The organism is Thermodesulfobacteriota bacterium, assembly GCA_040754335.1.
Lineage (GTDB): Bacteria > Desulfobacterota_D > UBA1144 > Nemesobacterales > UBA2774 > 2-12-FULL-53-21.
Map to the genome: position 1 here is coordinate 355,532 of JBFMCV010000003.1, position 17,050 is coordinate 372,581.

Consider the following 17,050-nt stretch of genomic DNA (forward strand, 5'->3'; position numbering starts at 1 on the left):
CTGAAATTGACTCCCTACACTGCGAATATTGAACAAACGCCCGGCATGATTCCGTTTCGTTGACATAATTTATACGGAAATTGTATAATCCTTTCCAGATGAAAAAGGACGTCGCGGGGACGGTAGCGGAATGGATAAGGGAGGCACGGAAGATCGTAGTGCTTACGGGATATGACCTTTCAGCCGAGTGCGGGCTCCCGGATTTCTCGGACCCGAGGCTTAACCCTCACATAAGGGATTTCCGGGAGAGCAGGGACGTAAGGGCCGGGTACTGGAAGAAGATCATGGAGATATACCCCTCCCTCGTCAGCGCAGAGCCGGGCCCGGGGCACCGGGCGTTAGCCGAACTCGAGCTGCTCGGGAACCTCGACTGCATATTCACCCAGAGCACGGACGGTCTGCACCGGAAGGCCGGGAGCACGACGGTCATAGAGCTCAACAGCAGCATCCTGTGGATCACCTGCCCAAGCTGCGGCAAGGATTACTCGATAGACGAGATCGCGGGGATGCTGGAAAAAGGCTCCATTGTGCCTGTATGCAGGGAATGCGGGAGCGACCAGCTGAAACCGGCGATCTCTTTCCCCGGACAGCCGCCGCCCCATTGGGAAGCCCGTGAGGCGTGGATGAGGCTACACAGCGCCGACCTCTTTCTCATCTCAGGCGCATCGCTCGAAAACGAGCCCGTTGCATCATACCCCTTCCTCGCCAAGGACAATAACGCCAAGGTAGTCATCATAAGCGAGAAGGAAGGCCCTGCAGACGACTACGTAGACGCGGTCATATACGGCAAGCCGGGTCAGGTGCTGGCCCACATTTTAAAAAAGGTGAAGGAGAGCATTACCATCTCCTGACCGGTAACGGTATAATAAGTACTCCTGAAACCCGTCCGCGACACCATACTACAGGACAACCCGAGGAGAACCATGGCTGAGGAAAAACCGCAGGTTCCAGAAATCGAAAGATACGTTTCGAATACGGACAGGGACATCTATACGGTGAGCAACATTCCCGAAGAGGTCGTCGCCGTTATATTCGCATACGTGAGCAGGAGTCCCAAGGGGTTCAGGGAGAATATAGGGACCGTCATCCAGGAAGAGGAGTTAGGTAGAGAGAGGGCTGCGAAGTTCCACGAAAAGTGGGTGCTAAATTACGGCCACGCCTCGGTCGCGGAGCACGCCGCAGTGCACGTCGGCATCGAGCGTGTATCCAGGCTTTTCTCCTCCATACTCGAGCTCTCGAACGAATACCTCTCGTTCACCGAATATTCGCAGAGATACCAGAGGCCGTCGAGAGGTGATTTTTATGTGCCGCGGGAGCTGGAGCAAAACCCGGCGCTCGGGAACGATTATCTGAAACTCAATGACGAACTTTATTCCACATACTCGAATCTCAACGAAAGGCTGCTTGAATATTTAAAGAGCGCCGAGCCCGCTCCCGAGGGAACGGACGAGAAGGCGCACCTGAGGGCGCTCGAAAAAATCGCGTTCGAGGACGCACGGTACGCGCTCACTCTGGCCACTTTCACGAACCTCGGCATGACGGCGAACGCGAGAGCGATAGAGGACTCGCTCACGAAGCTTCTCTCGAACAAGTACGAAGAGGTCAGGCGGAGGGCGGAGGAGATAAAGGACGAGGTCAGGTTCTCTGTCCCCACGCTCGTAAAATACGCCAACGAAAACAGGTATATAAAAGAGACGAGGGAAGAGCTCGCAAGCACAGCAGAATCAATGCTAGGGCGGGACATTCAGCGGCGGTCGAACGAGGGCTCAGCCGTCAGCCTCATCGACTGGACCGGTAAGGACTCCCCGAATCCGGAAGAGACGGCAATCGATAAAATGATCAGAGCAATACTGTTCGAGCACTCGGATTCGGGCTGCGATGAGATCGATAAAGCTCTCCGCGGACAAAACCTCGCGGGCAGGCTCGGCATATTGAAGAAATCGCTCGAGAGGCTCGGGAAATACGACAATCCCGTGAACGCACTCAGGCTCGTCCGGTACGAGGCCGAGTTCGTCATAAGCGAGGCGTGCTGGCACCAGCTGCTCAGGCACAGAAAGACGGACTGGATCTACAAGGACCCTTCTGTGTCGCACGGCATTACCATTCCGCCCAATATAGGAAAAGCGGGGGTTTCCGGGATGCTCGCGGAAGCGGCTGAGAAAAGCGAGAGGCTTTACAATAAGCTTATGAACGAGGGTCTGACGGAGACGGCAAGCTACGTAGTGACTAACGCGCACCAGAGACGTGTCATCGGCAGCTTCGATCTCTGGGAGCTCTATCACCTTATAAATTTGAGGATGTCCGCAGGGGCGCAGTGGGATATCAAGAACGTAACCGGTATGCTCGCGAAAGAGATAGGCAGGCATCATCCGAACCTCGTCGCCCCCGCGCTCAAGAGGGTAAATTAGATTCGAACATTCACGTCACTAATTCAGAGTGACCCCAATATGGCAAACCAGGAGCACGTGACGATAATTAAAAAAGGGGCCGACGAGTGGAACAGGTGGAGGAAAGAGAACCCGGACTTGAAGCCCGACCTCTCATGGGCGAACCTCACAGGGGCGGATCTCGGCGGCATCAATCTCGAAGACGCGAACATGAAGCTCGCGTTCTGCAAGGGATCGAAACTAATTGGAGCAAGGCTCACCCACGCTACATTATTCGGAACGAATTTCGAGGGAGCGAACCTGGCAGGCGCCACACTGGAAGGGGCTACGCTCGAAGGGGCGCATCTCATAAAAGCCGATCTCTCGGGAGCTAATTTCAGAGGGGTAAATTTTAAACTGGCCAACCTTCAGGATGCTGTGCTCGAAGGCGCTGACCTGACAGGATGCGCGAAGTTGAGTGCGGACCAACTCTCGGCCGCGAAAACACTGCGCAATGCGAAGCTCGACCCCGCGCTTTTAAATGAGGTGTCGAATAAGCGCCCGGAGCTTTTCCGGTAGACCGATGCCTTGCCCCGAAGGCAGGCTTTCCTTGACTATTCCCCACCCATCCAAAATACTACATCCTAATGGAAGATAGCCCGTCTTTTCAGGAATTATTTAAATCACAGATATATTCCGTTTCCGAGCTCAACGCCAGGATCAAGGAGACGATAGAAGATGAGCTCGGGTTCGAGTACGTGTGGGTCACAGGCGAGATTTCTAACTTCAAAGGCAACTACACGAGCGGGCACTGGTATTTCTCGCTCAAGGACGCCTCGAGCCAGATATCAGCCGTCTGTTTCAAATGGGCGAACCAGGCGATAAAATTCGTCCCCGAGAACGGCATGGAGGTCATTTGCTCGGGGCTCGTAGGGGTTTACGAAAAACAAGGAGTTTACCAGCTGAACGTGAGGGATATGGAGCCGAAGGGAGTCGGCGCCGAGGCCCTCGCGCTCGAGCAGCTCCGGGAGAAGCTCCTGTCAGAAGGCCTGTTCAACGTTGAGAGAAAGCGCCCTCTGCCCTTCCTCCCCCGGAGGATCGGCATAGTAACCTCCCCGACCGGAGCCGCGGTAAAAGACATTTTGAAGGTCCTCGACAGCAGGTTCCCTAACCTCGAAATACTCATCTCCCCGGCGAGGGTCCAGGGGGACGAGGCGCCAAAGGAAATAATCTCGTCACTGAACAAACTTTACAGGCTCCCCGGCATCGACCTCATCATACTCGCGAGGGGCGGAGGCTCAAAAGAAGATTTAAGAGCATTCAACGACGAGGCGCTCGCGAGGGAGATTGCGAAGTCCCCCGTCCCTGTCGTGTCCGCCGTGGGACACGAGATCGACGTCACGATCGCTGACCTCGTCGCCGACATGAGGGCGGCAACACCGTCAAACGCGGCGGAGATCGTCGTCAGGGAAAAGGCGGAGCTCCTTCAGGATCTGGCGGAGCTCAAGGCCAAATTAGCTTTCGCTCTGCTTAACCGGGTCGAGTTCCATGCGAGGGAAACAGACCAGATGCAGTCGGACATGGTAAGGCTGTTTCAGATAAAGATCGATAACGCGGTATCGGAGACGGGCGCCCTCGCCGGCAAGCTCGACGCGCTCAGCCCGCTCAAGGTGCTCGATCGCGGATACAGCATCACGTACAAGCTCCCGTCCATGAAGACCGTCAAGGACTCGAAAGAGCTCGCGCGCGGGGACAAGGTCCTGATCGCTTTTAATAAGGGAAAGGCCAGATGCTCGGTCACCGAAACCGAAGATTAACCGAGCAGATTGTTGAACTCGGTGATTTCTATAAGACTGGCGCCTGTGCTTCTAAGAAGAGTTCCGGTCTCGCCTCCGGGGATAGAGTCCGTCAGGATGAGCTTCACCCTGTTTCCCAGGTCCGTCAGGATCTTTTTGCCCGGCTGCCGCCCGTTTAAAACCGAAAGGGATTTCCTGCACAACTCCTCAAGACCCGATTTGGTCTCGAACAATACAGTAGGCATCACCTCGACTATATCCTGATAAAAATCCTTCCTGCCTTCGGCAACCGCAGCCCTGCTGCCCTGATAAAGTGTGAGGTAATTTACAAATTTCGCGAAGGGGCTAGCCTCCGTCATATAAGAAAACGACTGGTCTTCGGCGTTGAGCCGAGGACACCTGAGGGAGACGTTGCCGAGAGACTCCATCAAATCACCCTCCGATACCTCCACAGTACGCGCGTTATCCGCACCCGGTGGGAGAAACAATGCAGCAGGATTGTCGGGCGATATATTTTTATATATACCGGCGAGCTCGTCCTCGAGCTTCTTCCTTTTCATCAATCCGAACTTGAGAACGGCTTTGAAGTTTAGCACCCTGTCGTTCGTTATCCCGGCATCAGGGTAGACAATGATTCTGCCGACGCTCCCGAGAGCAGAAAGGGAGCCCAAAACACCTTCCGCCGCTGCTCCCTGCTCGAGGAATACTAACCTCGGACGAAGCTCATTAGCGACCTCTATGATCCTCTCAGGCTTTTCGTCAGGGGACATCGGAATGACCAGTCCCCCAAGATGCAATACCGCGATCTCCGAAGAGATGGCTTCGAGCCTGTTCGAGGAGACCACGAGCGCCCCGTCCCCCCTGGCGAATCCGAGATCAAGCAGGAAAGCCGCTATATTCTTCACTTTACGGTCGAAATCGAGCCAGGTAATTTGTTTCCAGCTCCAGCCGTCGCGCCTCTGGTAGAGGAGCCTGGTCCCGTGCTCCTTTACTCGATTTTGCAGGAGTTCTGGTATAGTCTTTTCGCTCATCAGTCTTTACCGTGAGTGACGTACAAATATGCTCATCCGGACTGAGTGTAAAATATACTCTAAAACTGGCAGTTTAAAACCATGAAGAAAGTTATAGAGATTAAACCGTTCGAGAGCGAGCTCTTCGACATAGCCAGACACCTGGTCACGCAGCTGAGGAATGCGGGACATAAGGCTTTCTGCGTCGGCGGGTGCACGAGGGATATGCTGATGGGAACCCCGCCCAGGGAATACGATATAACGACGAGCGCAACCCCTGACGAAGTTTCGAAAATTTTCACGCATACCATACCCGTCGGAGTGAGCTTCGGCGTAATACTCGTTTTGATAGGACATTACAGGTTCGAAGTCGCCACATTCAGGAAAGAAGAGGGCTACTCCGACAGCCGCCACCCGGATTACGTAGCCTACACCGCCTCAGAAGAGGAAGACGTACTCAGGAGGGACTTCACGATAAACGGGATGCTCTACGACCCCATAGGGGAAGAGGCGATCGACTACGTGGGCGGGATGGACGATATAAGAGACGGGATAATCAGGACAATAGGCGTGCCGCTATACAGGTTCGGCGAAGACAAGCTCAGGCTCATGAGGGCAGTGAGATTCGCCTCCAGGTACGGCTTCGAGGTCGAGAAGGAGACTTACTCCGCTCTCAAAGCACTCGCACCCGCCATAAATCTGGTGAGCGCCGAGAGGATAAGGGACGAGCTCGTAAAGATCATCACCCAGGAAAATCCGGGAGCGGGACTGAGGCTCCTCCGGGAGAGCGGCCTTCTGCGATATATCCTGCCGGAGGTCGATGTAATGTCCGGTGTGGATCAGCCCCCGGAATTCCATCCCGAGGGAGACGTATTCACTCACACCTGCCTCGTGCTCGATAAAATATACGAGAATTCAGGAGGGCCCGTCTCGCCCGAGCTTGCTATGGGAGGACTCCTCCACGATGTCGGGAAGCCGCCTACTTTCTCGGTCACGGACAGGATAAGGTTCAACGGGCACGACAAGCTCGGGGCCGAAATGTCCCGCGATATATGCAGGAGGCTCAAGTTCTCCAATAAACAGATCGAGCTCATCTTTGAGCTGGTACGGGACCACCTGAAGTTCAAAGACGTCTTCTATATGAAAAAAAGCACGTTAAAGAGGTTCATCGGCACGCCTGATTTCGAGGACCATATGATCCTCCACCTGGCGGACTGCCTCGCGAGCCACGGCTCTACCGAGGCTTACGACTTCGTCATGAAAAAGTTCGAGGAGCTCAAGGAAGAAGAGATAAAACCGGAGCCGCTTCTCGGAGGGAAGGAGCTTATCGAAATGGGATACACGCCCGGCCCGATATTCACGGAGATACTCAGCTTTGTCGAGGAAGCCCAGCTCGAAGGGGAAATTCAAAACGCCGAGGAAGCCAGAGAGCTCGTTTCGAGGAAGTATCCTATAGGCAGGAGCGTCAGTTAGATTCCTTATAGGCTACTCGAAAGTCCCTGCACTAAAATCTGAAGAGATGTACCAGAAATCGCCCTTTTGAATCCAGGTGTCCTGGACCATGACGCTCTTCTCAGAGACGGACGGGTATTTATAGTAAGTGTAGAGGACCCTCACCACACACTCGCCGGTTTCCTTCTGTGCCGGGCTTCCATCGGACGCGCCCTCCGTCATATAAGTCATTTCCTTTATCTCATAACCCGTGATGTTGAGGTCGTTCCGGTTTGCGAGCACGAAGGCTTCGAACTGCTTATATTTGTCGGGGTCCACGAATTGAGCGGCCTTCTCATAGTATTTCCACATTATGAGCTTATAATAAAAATCGCTCGATTTCGCGAGGGACTCCTGGTCGTCCTTCTGTATCAGACCGGTCGTCTTACCGCAGCTGAACAGGACGAAAGCGACGAGAAGGCATGTTACGGCTTTCTTCATAGTAGAAAGGTAACGCCGGGGGACTAATATATCAAATTAGTAAATGCGGGGGATTCCCGAGAACCCCCCGCACCCTGATTATATTTTTCCCTGCAGCAGGAATGCTATGAGAAGAGCATAAATAACGAGAGACTCGATGAGAGCAAGACCGATAATCATCGGAGTGAGGATTTTGGAGCTTGCGCCCGGGTTTCTCGCGATACCGCTCAATGCAGCCGCAGTCGCGCGTCCCTGACCCAGACCGGCGACACCGGCCGCGATTCCAATTCCCAATCCCGCGCCGAGAGCGAGTCCGAGCTTCGTGAGCTCTCCGCCGCCCCCTTCCTGCGCGAACGCCGCATCCGGAATAAAAGCAGCGAGGATAGCTACTCCGACTATCGAGAGAATCGAAAGTGCTGTTTTCATTTTTTACCTCCTTTTGTATAGTAGGTCATTTGTTTTTAATTTTTTGCCCGAATCCTATTCGATTTCAGCTTCATGCGCCGTGGCGAGGGATATGTATATCGCCGACAGCACGGTAAATATAAACGCCTGGAGAAAAGATACAAATATTCCGAGACCTATGAATATAGCCGGTATTATGTAATGCACGAGGTTGGTGAAAACGCCCAGTATAAGGTGGTCTCCCGTTATGTTCATGAAAAGCCTGAGGGAAAGCGACACAGGGCGTACGAAATGGCTTATTACTTCGATAATAAACATCAGCGGGGCCAGAAATATTACGGGTCCCGCAAAATGTTTCAGATAAGCGAGCCCGTTTTCCTTGAACCCGTAAAAGTTATACATTACGAATATGACTAGCGCGCATGCAACGGGCACGTTGAAGTTTCCGGTCGGCGGCAGGAAGCCGGGGATAATCCCGAGAAAATTCGCGAACAAAATGAAGAAAAAGGAAGCGCCCAGGAGAGGGAAATACTTCTTCGCCCGTTCTTTAGAGCCGAGCATGTTCGTGAACAGGTCAAATAGAAAGTCGATAGTGAGTATTTCGAAGATGGTCCTTATCGAGAACTTTTCATCAGGCAAAACGGAATCTTCCCTCGATAGCGCTTTCTTTATCCCGAACCCGGCCAGGGCCAGAATAATAAGCACCAGTATCGACCCGAGTATATAGTCGTATTGTCCGAGTCCGATCAAGGTGAACCAGCTAAAGTGTTCCATCTTTACTCCCTCTCAAGCTTTCTCCGATTATCACTATAACGACACCTGTGACCCCGATAAAAAACCCGTACAGGTTCACCTTGGCGAATATGAATAACGCCACCACTATTGCGATGAATACAGCCATCTTGATTACGAACGCGAATATGCCGAAGCCCTTTGGAGACGACTTCGCTACGAGCGCGTTTACGAGGAACCTGATCGCCATGAAATTCGCGGTAAAAAGTATCCCCCCCGCTGCAGTTCCCACCGCCAGCTCCCTCGAGCCGATAAAATAACACACGACCATTAATATGCCGGTAACGGCCAGACCGGTTCTCTCTACTCTTCCTATGCTCGGTATGTTAATTAGAGTTGCTGTCCTTTCCGTCATTTATCCGCTTTAGCATCCTCAAAAGAATATTGAACCCTGCAAAAACACCTGCCAACAACCCAAGAATCGTGAACCAGGGGGTTTTGGTCCCGACCAGCTCATCTATGTATTCCCCGAGCAGTATGCCGGCTATGACCGAGAACCCGAGCTCGAACCCGATGGCTATGAACATCAGCCATTTATACTTTCCGTCACTCTTAACAGTACGTCTCCCCCGATTATCTCAGACCGATTTAAGAGCTTTATGCACGGCGTCAAGCGTACTATCGACGTCCCTTTCAGTGTGGGCCAGCGAAAGGAAAACCGCCTCAAACTGAGAAGGCGGAAACATAATACCAGCCCTGAGTAAATTTTCAAAAAATTTGGAATACTTTTTTGTATCGCTTTTTAGCACCGTTTTGTAATCCACAGGCTCTATCTCAGTAAAGAAGAGCGTAAACATGGAATCGACTGAATTGACCGAAGCCTTGACACCGACCTTTTTTATTATTTCCTTTATCCCCTCGACCATGGCAGAGGAGAGTTCCCGAAGCCTCTTGTAATTACCCGGCTCTTTTAGTTTTTTAAGCGTTGCGAGCCCGGCGGCCATCGCGAGCGGGTTCCCCGAGAGCGTCCCCGCCTGGTACATAGGGCCCAAAGGAGCAACCATGCTCATTATATTCTTCCTCCCGCCGAACGCCCCCACCGGAAGACCTCCCCCAATAATCTTCCCGAGGCAGGTAATGTCGGGAATCACACCGTATTTACGCTGGGCGCCGCCCATTCCGAGCCTGAATCCCGTTATGACCTCGTCAAAAATGAGAAGCGACCCGGAATCGCTGGTGAGCTTCCTGAGACCTTCCAAAAAACCGTCCGCGGGCGGAACGACGCCCATGTTTGCAGCGACCGGCTCAAGGATGACGGCCGCAATCTGATCCCCGTATTTCCGATAAAGCCCCTTCACCGAATCGAGATCGTTATAATTCGCAAGCAGTGTCTTTTCCGTGAATGATTCGGGTACACCCGGACTGCTCGGCGTTCCGAAAGTGGTAGCACCTGAACCCGCCTGAACGAGCAGAAAATCGGCGTGCCCATGGTAGCATCCCTCGAACTTCACTATATAGTCCCTCTTCGTAAAGGCTCTCGCAAGACGCACCCCGCTCATAGTGGCTTCGGTGCCGGAGCTCGTCATCCTGACCATATCGATGGAGGGGAAGGATTTAACTATGAGCTTTGCGACCTCTATCTCATCCTCGCACGGGGCGCCGTAGCTGGTACCATTTTCCGCCGCCCTCTTTACCGCCTTGACCACGCCGGTTGCCGCGTGACCCAGAATAAGCGGCCCCCAGGAAGACATGTAATCCGTGTATTTATTCCCGTCAGCGTCGTAAATATATTGACCCCTGGCCCTGGATATGAAGACAGGCGTGCCCGATACGGCTTTGAAAGATCTAACAGGGCTGTTGACACCGCCAGGTATGAGTTTCTGAGCGGTTTTAAACAGTTTTTTCGATTTCGTAAGCCGGAGTTTCATTTCCGCGAACAGGAGTGGGAATCAAAAACAGCCAGTAGTAAACATGGATTATTATGGAGTGTCAAGTAATCAATGATTCCGGGAACAAACGGCATGTAAAAAAAAGAGAGAAACCCCGTACCGGGGTTTCTCTCCGTAATTTAGCCTCACCGTTTCAAGTACTCAGGAACGATGAGAAATCTCTTATATTCAAGCGTTTAGGCCAAGCTTATATTTTAGTTGGCGTACTGAAATATAAGTCTCGCGCCTACTTTCGCAGTCGGCGAAGTTACTACGAAGTGAGCCCTTCTGTTAAGCTGATAGGCTTCTTCGGTCGTTCCCGCACCGAACTGTGTCGTTTCACCGCCGCTCGCAGTCGTGATCCTGGCAGGGTCGATACCCAGCTGGACGAGAAACGCCTTCGTTGAGTCGGCCCTTCTCTGAGCAAGCTTCAGGTTGTATGCAGGTGTACCTCTGATATCCGCATACCCTTCGATCAATACAGTCAGGTTAGCATCTGCCTGTAAGGTCGCCGCGTTTTCTTCGAGCACCGCTGCAGCGTCCGGCCTGATGTTGTACTTATCGAAGTCAAAGAATATATCTTTGAGCTCAGGTGCCGGCGGCGGGGGTGGCGGAGGCGGCGGGGGTGGCGGTACTGCACATTTTAATTTCGCTTCGTCTGCCTTTGCCTTGGCATCGATCAGCATTCTGCGAGCTTCGAGCTCACTGCAGAACTCGCTCGCGAGGGCTTTACCCTTTGCCAGTGCCGATTCAGCAGCTGCCAGCTCGTCTTCACCGCAAGGGGCTCCGCAATAATCGCCTCTCGTCGGATCGTCACCGCAAACACGCTGCTTACATTGCTCACAAGTAGCTTTCGCTTCAGCTGTTGCCGATTCAGCAGCTGCCAGCTCTTTAGTCGGCGGGGGTGTCGCGCAGCTAGCCAGATAGAGCAATGCAACAACTAACAAGGGAAGGCCAAAAAACAGGATTTGCTTATCCCTTTTCATTCTACTGCACCTCCTTTAAGAGTTTTTTGAGTACTTAACGAGTACATAATAATAAACAGTTTAACGCTCAACTGCAAGCTCTGAAATTTTTTCTTTTGCCGTCTTAGCTTCGTCGGAATTCGGGTACTTGTCTATCAGCGTCTGGAAGAATAATTTGGCCTCTTCCTCTTTGCCGATCTCGACCAGGGACATGCCCTGCTTGAGATACGCCAGAGGCACCCTTTGGTCCTTGGGATACGTATCTATGAACCTTTGATATTCGAGTATCGATTCTTCGAACTGCCCTTCCCTGTAATAGGATTCGGCGATCCAGTAAGTCGCGTCACTCGCCTTCTGGGACTTGGGGTACCTGGATAGATACTCCTTGAACTTCGCCCTCGAACCCTCGTAATTACCGTCGCTCAGCTCCGTATAACCCTCATTGAACATGACCTCCTCGGTATTGACCGAAGCCGTCTCCGAGGGCATCTGCATATGGGACCCCGACTCCGTAACCGGGGGCGCGGAGCCCAGGCTCAGCTGATTGACCTTCGACTCAAGCTTCGAGTAAGCCTGGCTTAAGTCCCTAAGGCTGGCCTCCAGCTGATAAACCTTCTCCTGCAGCTGGACGTCCGTACCCGTGGTGGAGGCTTCTTTCTGGCTTATCGTTTCAACCTGGTTCGACAGCCTGTCCATCTTGGCTTCAAGCCTAGTCTGACGGGCGTAAACGCTGCTGACATCACCCTGAGTAGCCACACAACCGAGAGACATAATAGAAATCACCGCCGCAATGAGATTAATTGCTTTTCTGTGCATAGGTCATACCTAGAAACTTGGGGAACCAACCGCCGGCACAAAATGCGCCCTTCTGTTCTGCTGGTAATCGTATTCACTCGTACCCACAGCGAACTGTTCGGTTTCTCCTTTGCTTATAGGCTGCACCTTAGAGGGCGAAATTCCGAGCCCGACCAGGTAATTCGTCACCGATTCGGCTCTCCTTTGGCCCAGGGCAAGATTATATTCCTCCGTGCCCCTTATGTCGCAATAACCTTCTACCACAACGACCTGGAACTTATCTCCGCTGTTCCTAATTATACTTGCATTTTGATCAAGCACGGGCTTCGCATCAATTCTTATAGCAGACTGGTCATAATCGAAGAATATGTCCACCAGACCGTATTGTGAGCCGGCGGGGCTCAAATCCTGAAGACTGCCTTCGTCCGCAGTCTGTGCGTAGGCCTGGCTCTTCGCCTTTCCTTCGGCTTCTATCGCCTTGAACCTCGCTTCCTCCAAGAGCTGGCGGGCGGCGTCCTTGTTTCCCGCAGCCATCATCTCCTTCGCTTTTTCAATCAGTTCTTCGGCTGCCTGATACTCGGGTAACCCCTCGGCTCCCGCATCCTTAGCCGCCTGCAGCGCAGCCTCGGCATCGGCCATTTCTTTATCCAGATTCGATCCGCAACCAATCGCAAACATTATCGAAAATGCAAAACAAACGCATAAAGCACGTAACCACAGCCTTTCCATTAAGCTCCTCCTGATTGAAATGAAACTTCTACCTGAGATAATTACATTATTTTGGTTGTTAAGTCAAGACATTTTAATCAAAAATGCGTTAAATCTCAAATAAAAATGGAGAATTTTTAAACCAAATAATCGCTACCAAATCCCCCTCTGCGGTGTTATTATTAAAACGAGAGGGAATATGCCGCTTTCATCAAGAATCACGTCGTTTTTAAGGTTTTTACTGATTATTCACGTGTCTCTAATAATATTCAACACCGATTCGGCACGTGCGGCAACGATTGAAGGCAGCGAGACACTGCTCCCCCTAAGCCCTATTAACGACTCGGTATTTGTCGATATCACGGATATAAACAAGCCGGATATCATTCTCGAGAAAGAAGCGGACAGGAAAACGCTAGCGGACTTCGAGGATTTCCTTCAAAACACCCGCAACGTTTACTTCACGATCTGGCTCATCCGCATAGCCCAGGTGAACATGCTGGATATAAACAGAAAAGAAGAACAAATGATAATAAACCCGCTCAGGTGGTGGAAGAACTTCCTAGGTTTCCAGAACGACGGAAAGAGAAGGGGCGATTTCGAATGGAAAGACGGAGACAGGTTCAAAACGAACTGGATCGCCCACCCCGCGTTCGGCGCCTATTCATATCTTTATTACAGAGCCAAGGGCTATGACCGTTTCGCTTCCGCCGTCGGATCGGCCGTCCAGAGCACTCTTTTCGAATACACGATCGAGGGAGTGATACAATCGCCGTCGATACACGACCTGATAATAACACCGGGCATAGGCGTTCCCGCGGGCATAGTCCTCGAAGAGACTTCCAACCTGCTCGCTTCGAGCGACAGCGGGTTTTTGAACGCCCTCGGGTACGTCATTAACCCAATGAAAATAATCGTCCCTGACCGGGAGACTGTAAACCTGAGCCCTCTCGTGAGCGGGCAGGTCGTTATCGGCTTCCAGTGGTAGATACATGTGTTTGCATAAACCCGAGCCTGAAAGACCGGCCCGCAGACCAAGCGGCGAATCACCAAGGATAATACCATGAGCAAAGAAGAAGGACAGGCGGTCGCGGGGGCTTTCTGGTCTCTCTCCCCGGTCGTTGCAATTACAAGTACCTGGCAGGGGAAGCATAACGGGCAGATCGCGGTGACAGCGGTTACGTCATCCATAGTCCATTTCATACCGCGGCTCCTCGTCGGGATATGGAAAGGCAACTATACGCACGAATTCATCACGAACAGCAGGGCGTTCACCATCCACCTTCTGAGGCCCGATCAGCTGAGCCTCGTAAGGAACTTCGGATTCTACACGGGCAGGGACAGGAATAAATTCGAGAACGTGCAGTACAGAACAGGCGTCACCGGCAGCCCTGTGCTCACGGACGCGCACTCCTACGCCGAATGCAGGGTGATCAATGCGATGGACGGCGGTGACATGACGGCGTTCCTCGTGAGCGTCGAAGACGGCGGTATAATCAGCAGGGGCCAGTGGATGACGCTCAATCACTTTTACTCGGACGCTCCGCGCGAATGGATCGAGGAGTACGGAGAGAAGCTTTCCCGCTCGGTCGCATATTCCCTGAATCTGATCCACAACATAGACTATTCGCCCTGGAAGCCCGAATAACCGCGGGGTTTCCGCCGGCATGCAAAATTCACCGACCCCGGCAGAACCGTATCGTTCTAAAGAGTTATCTCAGCGCGGTTCCGGCACGACACCGACGCTAATTCGTTTCCCCGCCCTGATTATCACGACCTCGACGGCGACGCCGGGTCTGGATACCGCGAGCGCGCTCCGGTAATCATATATGTTACGGATCCTTATCCCGTCGAGCTCTATGACAGTGTCGCCTTTCGCGAGCCCGGCCCGCTCGGCCGGACTCCCTTCTTTTACTCCCGAGAGCCTCACCCCCTCTTCGCGGTTCGTATAATCGGGCACTGTCCCCAGATAGACGTTAAGTTCGGGCGGTCCATCATACGCCGTCGAGCCCTCGGAGAACGTGACTTTCCCCCCGTCGCCCAGCTCCGTAACGAGATTCGCTATAAGGCGCAGCACCCTTGCTTCGCCCTCCGGGTTTATTTTCTCCCAGTCGTCCCCGGTCGTGTGATAGTCCTTATGAAGCCCAGTAAAAAAGAGGACGGACGGTATCTTGTCGGCGAAAAAAACAGTCTGGTCGCTCGGGCCGAACGCCGAATCCATATAGGTCAGGTCGAGGCCGACGCCTGCGTTCGCCTTGTCGATCAGGCCTTCCCACTCCCCGGCTGAGCCTACCCCGAGGACCGTGAGCTTGTTTTCCCTGAGCCTCCCTATCATATCCATATTTATCATCGCCACGGTGTTCTCAGCGGGTATCGCCGGATGCTCTATGTAAAAAGAAGAGCCCAGGAGGCCTATCTCCTCCCCCGAGAACGCTATAAATAGGAGGCTCCGCTTAAGGCGGTGTGTGCTCCGGGCGAAATACTCGCCCAATTCGAGAAGACCTGAGACGCCCGAAGCATTGTCGTCGGCGCCGTTATATACCCTGCCCTTTCCGGGCCGGGGGTCAGAATAATTTTGCCCTCTGCCCAGGTGATCATAGTGTGCGCCAATTACAACTACCTGATTCTTAAGCACGGGGTCGCTGCCCGGAAGGAACCCGAGAACATTGGAGCTCTCCCCCCTTACGGTCACGAGATCGACCCTCATCTCCGCCTCCGATCCCGGGATCGGAAACGAGCCGCTTTTCCTTTCGGAGAGCATCGCCTCCAATCGTGCGAAGTCCCCGCCCGCCAAGCCGATGATTACCCGCGCCTCGTCCCTCCTGATAATTGCCGCCTCAACCGCCGCGCCGCCCGACGGCAGCTCGAAGGCCAGGCTTCCCAGGTCTTCCTCCTCGTCGAGCGAATCGGGCGTCGTGAAAATGATGCCTTTCGCCCCTTTTTCCCAGGCATTCATCGCCTTGTACCGGAAGGACGCATAATCATAGAAATGGCTCCTGTAGTCCATATCCCTCGGCGAGCCCCTAAGCAGGAGCACGATCCTGCCCCTCACATCCACGCCTCGATAGTCGTCATACCCGAGCTCTGGAGCGCTGATGCCGTATCCGGCGAACACCAGCTCTCCAGAAGCGGAGCCGCTCGCAGAAACGGCCAGAGGAAAGAAATCACGGCCCAATTCGAACCGTTTCTCAAGACCGTTGATGGTGATGGCGAGCGAGTTCAGCTTCCCGGGAATAACCCTCTCAGGGAGCGGGAATTTTTGAAAGTAATTGCCGCCGTCTCCCAGGGGCTCGAGGCCCGACTGCTCGAAATCACGGGCGATATACCGCGCGGCCTCTGTCGAGCCCTTCTCACCCGTCATCCGCCCTTCGAGCTTGTCCGAGGAGAGGTAGCGCACGTGGGCAATGACCTCGTGCTGCGTTATCTCCCCCGAGACGGGTTGGGAAGGGGCCTCCTCCGGCCGGGACGGAGAAAGAATAACCAGGGACAGTAAAAGAGGCAGAGCATACTTCCGCATAACTCAATAAATTACCACAGCCCTGCAGGGAGCCGTTTCACATATAGATAATATTACAACGAACGACCGGGGAGCAGTTTGCAGACAAAACCAAACCGTGTAAGACTTATGACCCAAAACCGCACAGTGGAGTATACAATGTATCCCGTTCTATTCAGAGTAGGCGACATATCCGTATCTTCTTTCTCGGTAATGGTCCTCCTGGGTTTCCTGGTCGCATACATACTCGGAGAATCGGAATTCAAGAGGAAGGGGCTTAACGGCAACCTCGTGGATTTGCTGCTCATCGCCTCCGTAGTGGGCGGACTCGGCGGCGCGAAAATCCTGTTCCTCTACCAGCAGGTCCCCATAACGGACTTTATCGCCGACCCCGTCAGGTACCTCGCGTCCGGTTTTACTTTCTTCGGCGGCCTCATCGGGGCGGCAATACTCACATGGCTCGTGACCCAGATGAAAAGGATCAGTTTTTTATCCGTCACGGACCTGATGTGCCCGCTCCTCATAATAGCGTATGCGATCGGCAGAATCGGATGCCTGCTCGTAGGAGACGACTACGGAACCCCTTCCGGCCTGCCCTGGGCGATGGCCTTTCCCGAGGGCTCGCCACCGACTACCGAAAGGGTCCATCCGACCCAGATATACGACACGATCTCCATGACGATATTGTTCGCAGTGCTCTGGGGCATACGCAAAAAAGACCTTCCGACCGGGTGGATGACGGCGATTACGTTTATTGTTCTGGGGATCCAGAGGTTCCTCGTGGAGTTCCTGCGGCAGACGACGCCCAGCTTCATCCCCGGTATATCGCAGGCCCAAATTATAGCGGTCGTATTTGTCGCAGCGGGCATCGTAATTCTATGGAATTCCAAAAATCGCACGGCGAGGCCTGCAGCAGCTCCCTGACGGCGGGCTTGAAT

General features: G+C 53.3%; 19 protein-coding genes. 8 read left to right on the plus strand and 11 right to left on the minus strand.

Features of this window, described 5'->3' with window-relative positions:
- The first annotated feature begins 98 nt into the window (after positions 1-98).
- From AB1598_07950 to xseA, 4 genes are all read left to right on the plus strand, one after another.
- On the plus strand, positions 99-851 hold the full coding sequence (locus AB1598_07950; protein ID MEW6144930.1) for an NAD-dependent deacetylase: 753 nt from the start codon (positions 99-101) through the stop codon (positions 849-851).
- Positions 852-923: 72 nt separating this feature from the next.
- The gene (locus AB1598_07955) at positions 924-2,408 is read left to right on the plus strand and encodes an FAD-dependent thymidylate synthase (GenBank protein ID MEW6144931.1); all 1,485 of its coding nucleotides are present in this window, start codon (positions 924-926) and stop codon (positions 2,406-2,408) included.
- A gap of 39 nt (positions 2,409-2,447) precedes the next feature.
- Positions 2,448-2,945 (plus strand): pentapeptide repeat-containing protein, encoded by a 498-nt coding sequence (locus AB1598_07960; protein MEW6144932.1) that lies wholly within the window; start codon positions 2,448-2,450, stop codon positions 2,943-2,945.
- 68 nt (positions 2,946-3,013) lie between these two features.
- Positions 3,014-4,183: an exodeoxyribonuclease VII large subunit gene (gene xseA / locus AB1598_07965; GenBank protein MEW6144933.1), complete on the plus strand. Its 1,170-nt coding sequence runs from the start codon at positions 3,014-3,016 to the stop codon at positions 4,181-4,183.
- Here the strand turns inward: xseA and AB1598_07970 are convergent.
- The gene (locus AB1598_07970) at positions 4,180-5,193 is read right to left on the minus strand and encodes an AMP-binding protein (protein ID MEW6144934.1); all 1,014 of its coding nucleotides are present in this window, start codon (positions 5,191-5,193) and stop codon (positions 4,180-4,182) included. The genes xseA and AB1598_07970 overlap by 4 nt on opposite strands.
- Positions 5,194-5,274: 81 nt before the next feature.
- On the opposite strand from AB1598_07970, the gene AB1598_07975 reads away from it, so the two are divergent.
- Complete coding sequence (locus AB1598_07975; protein MEW6144935.1) at positions 5,275-6,645, plus strand: CCA tRNA nucleotidyltransferase; 1,371 nt, start codon at positions 5,275-5,277, stop codon at positions 6,643-6,645.
- Between the two features lie 12 nt (positions 6,646-6,657).
- Here AB1598_07975 and AB1598_07980 read toward each other — a convergent pair whose 3' ends face one another.
- From AB1598_07980 to AB1598_08020, 9 genes are all read right to left on the minus strand, one after another.
- On the minus strand, positions 6,658-7,104 hold the full coding sequence (locus tag AB1598_07980; GenBank protein ID MEW6144936.1) for a hypothetical protein: 447 nt from the start codon (positions 7,102-7,104) through the stop codon (positions 6,658-6,660).
- A gap of 78 nt (positions 7,105-7,182) precedes the next feature.
- On the minus strand, positions 7,183-7,509 hold the full coding sequence (locus tag AB1598_07985) for an ATP synthase F0 subunit C (GenBank protein ID MEW6144937.1): 327 nt from the start codon (positions 7,507-7,509) through the stop codon (positions 7,183-7,185).
- A 54-nt stretch (positions 7,510-7,563) separates the two neighbouring features.
- The gene (atpB, locus tag AB1598_07990; protein MEW6144938.1) at positions 7,564-8,262 is read right to left on the minus strand and encodes a F0F1 ATP synthase subunit A; all 699 of its coding nucleotides are present in this window, start codon (positions 8,260-8,262) and stop codon (positions 7,564-7,566) included.
- Positions 8,249-8,635 (minus strand): ATP synthase subunit I, encoded by a 387-nt coding sequence (locus AB1598_07995; protein MEW6144939.1) that lies wholly within the window; start codon positions 8,633-8,635, stop codon positions 8,249-8,251. The genes atpB and AB1598_07995 overlap by 14 nt, the downstream gene beginning before the upstream one ends.
- Positions 8,607-8,807, minus strand: a complete 201-nt coding sequence (locus AB1598_08000; GenBank protein ID MEW6144940.1) for an AtpZ/AtpI family protein — start codon at positions 8,805-8,807, stop codon at positions 8,607-8,609. Before AB1598_08000 ends, AB1598_07995 begins: the two co-directional genes overlap by 29 nt.
- Before the next feature lie 51 nt (positions 8,808-8,858).
- Positions 8,859-10,148: a glutamate-1-semialdehyde 2,1-aminomutase gene (hemL, locus tag AB1598_08005; GenBank protein MEW6144941.1), complete on the minus strand. Its 1,290-nt coding sequence runs from the start codon at positions 10,146-10,148 to the stop codon at positions 8,859-8,861.
- A 215-nt stretch (positions 10,149-10,363) separates the two neighbouring features.
- Positions 10,364-11,134 carry an OmpA family protein gene (locus AB1598_08010; GenBank protein MEW6144942.1) on the minus strand — a complete coding sequence of 257 codons (771 nt, stop codon included), beginning with the start codon at positions 11,132-11,134 and terminating at the stop codon, positions 10,364-10,366.
- Between the two features lie 60 nt (positions 11,135-11,194).
- Complete coding sequence (gene ybgF, locus AB1598_08015) at positions 11,195-11,884, minus strand: tol-pal system protein YbgF (protein MEW6144943.1); 690 nt, start codon at positions 11,882-11,884, stop codon at positions 11,195-11,197.
- Positions 11,885-11,938: 54 nt separating this feature from the next.
- Positions 11,939-12,637: an OmpA family protein gene (locus AB1598_08020; GenBank protein MEW6144944.1), complete on the minus strand. Its 699-nt coding sequence runs from the start codon at positions 12,635-12,637 to the stop codon at positions 11,939-11,941.
- 232 nt (positions 12,638-12,869) lie between these two features.
- Between AB1598_08020 and AB1598_08025 the strand changes: the two genes are divergently transcribed.
- Entirely contained in the window at positions 12,870-13,604 is a 735-nt protein-coding gene (locus tag AB1598_08025; protein ID MEW6144945.1) for a DUF3943 domain-containing protein, read from the plus strand.
- Positions 13,605-13,679: 75 nt separating this feature from the next.
- Positions 13,680-14,264 carry a flavin reductase family protein gene (locus AB1598_08030; GenBank protein MEW6144946.1) on the plus strand — a complete coding sequence of 195 codons (585 nt, stop codon included), beginning with the start codon at positions 13,680-13,682 and terminating at the stop codon, positions 14,262-14,264.
- A 69-nt stretch (positions 14,265-14,333) separates the two neighbouring features.
- Here the strand turns inward: AB1598_08030 and AB1598_08035 are convergent, their stop codons facing one another.
- Positions 14,334-16,133, minus strand: a complete 1,800-nt coding sequence (locus AB1598_08035; protein MEW6144947.1) for a M28 family peptidase — start codon at positions 16,131-16,133, stop codon at positions 14,334-14,336.
- A 138-nt stretch (positions 16,134-16,271) separates the two neighbouring features.
- Between AB1598_08035 and AB1598_08040 the strand changes: the two genes are divergently transcribed.
- On the plus strand, positions 16,272-17,036 hold the full coding sequence (locus tag AB1598_08040) for a prolipoprotein diacylglyceryl transferase (protein MEW6144948.1): 765 nt from the start codon (positions 16,272-16,274) through the stop codon (positions 17,034-17,036).
- The last annotated feature ends 14 nt before the right edge of the window (positions 17,037-17,050 follow it).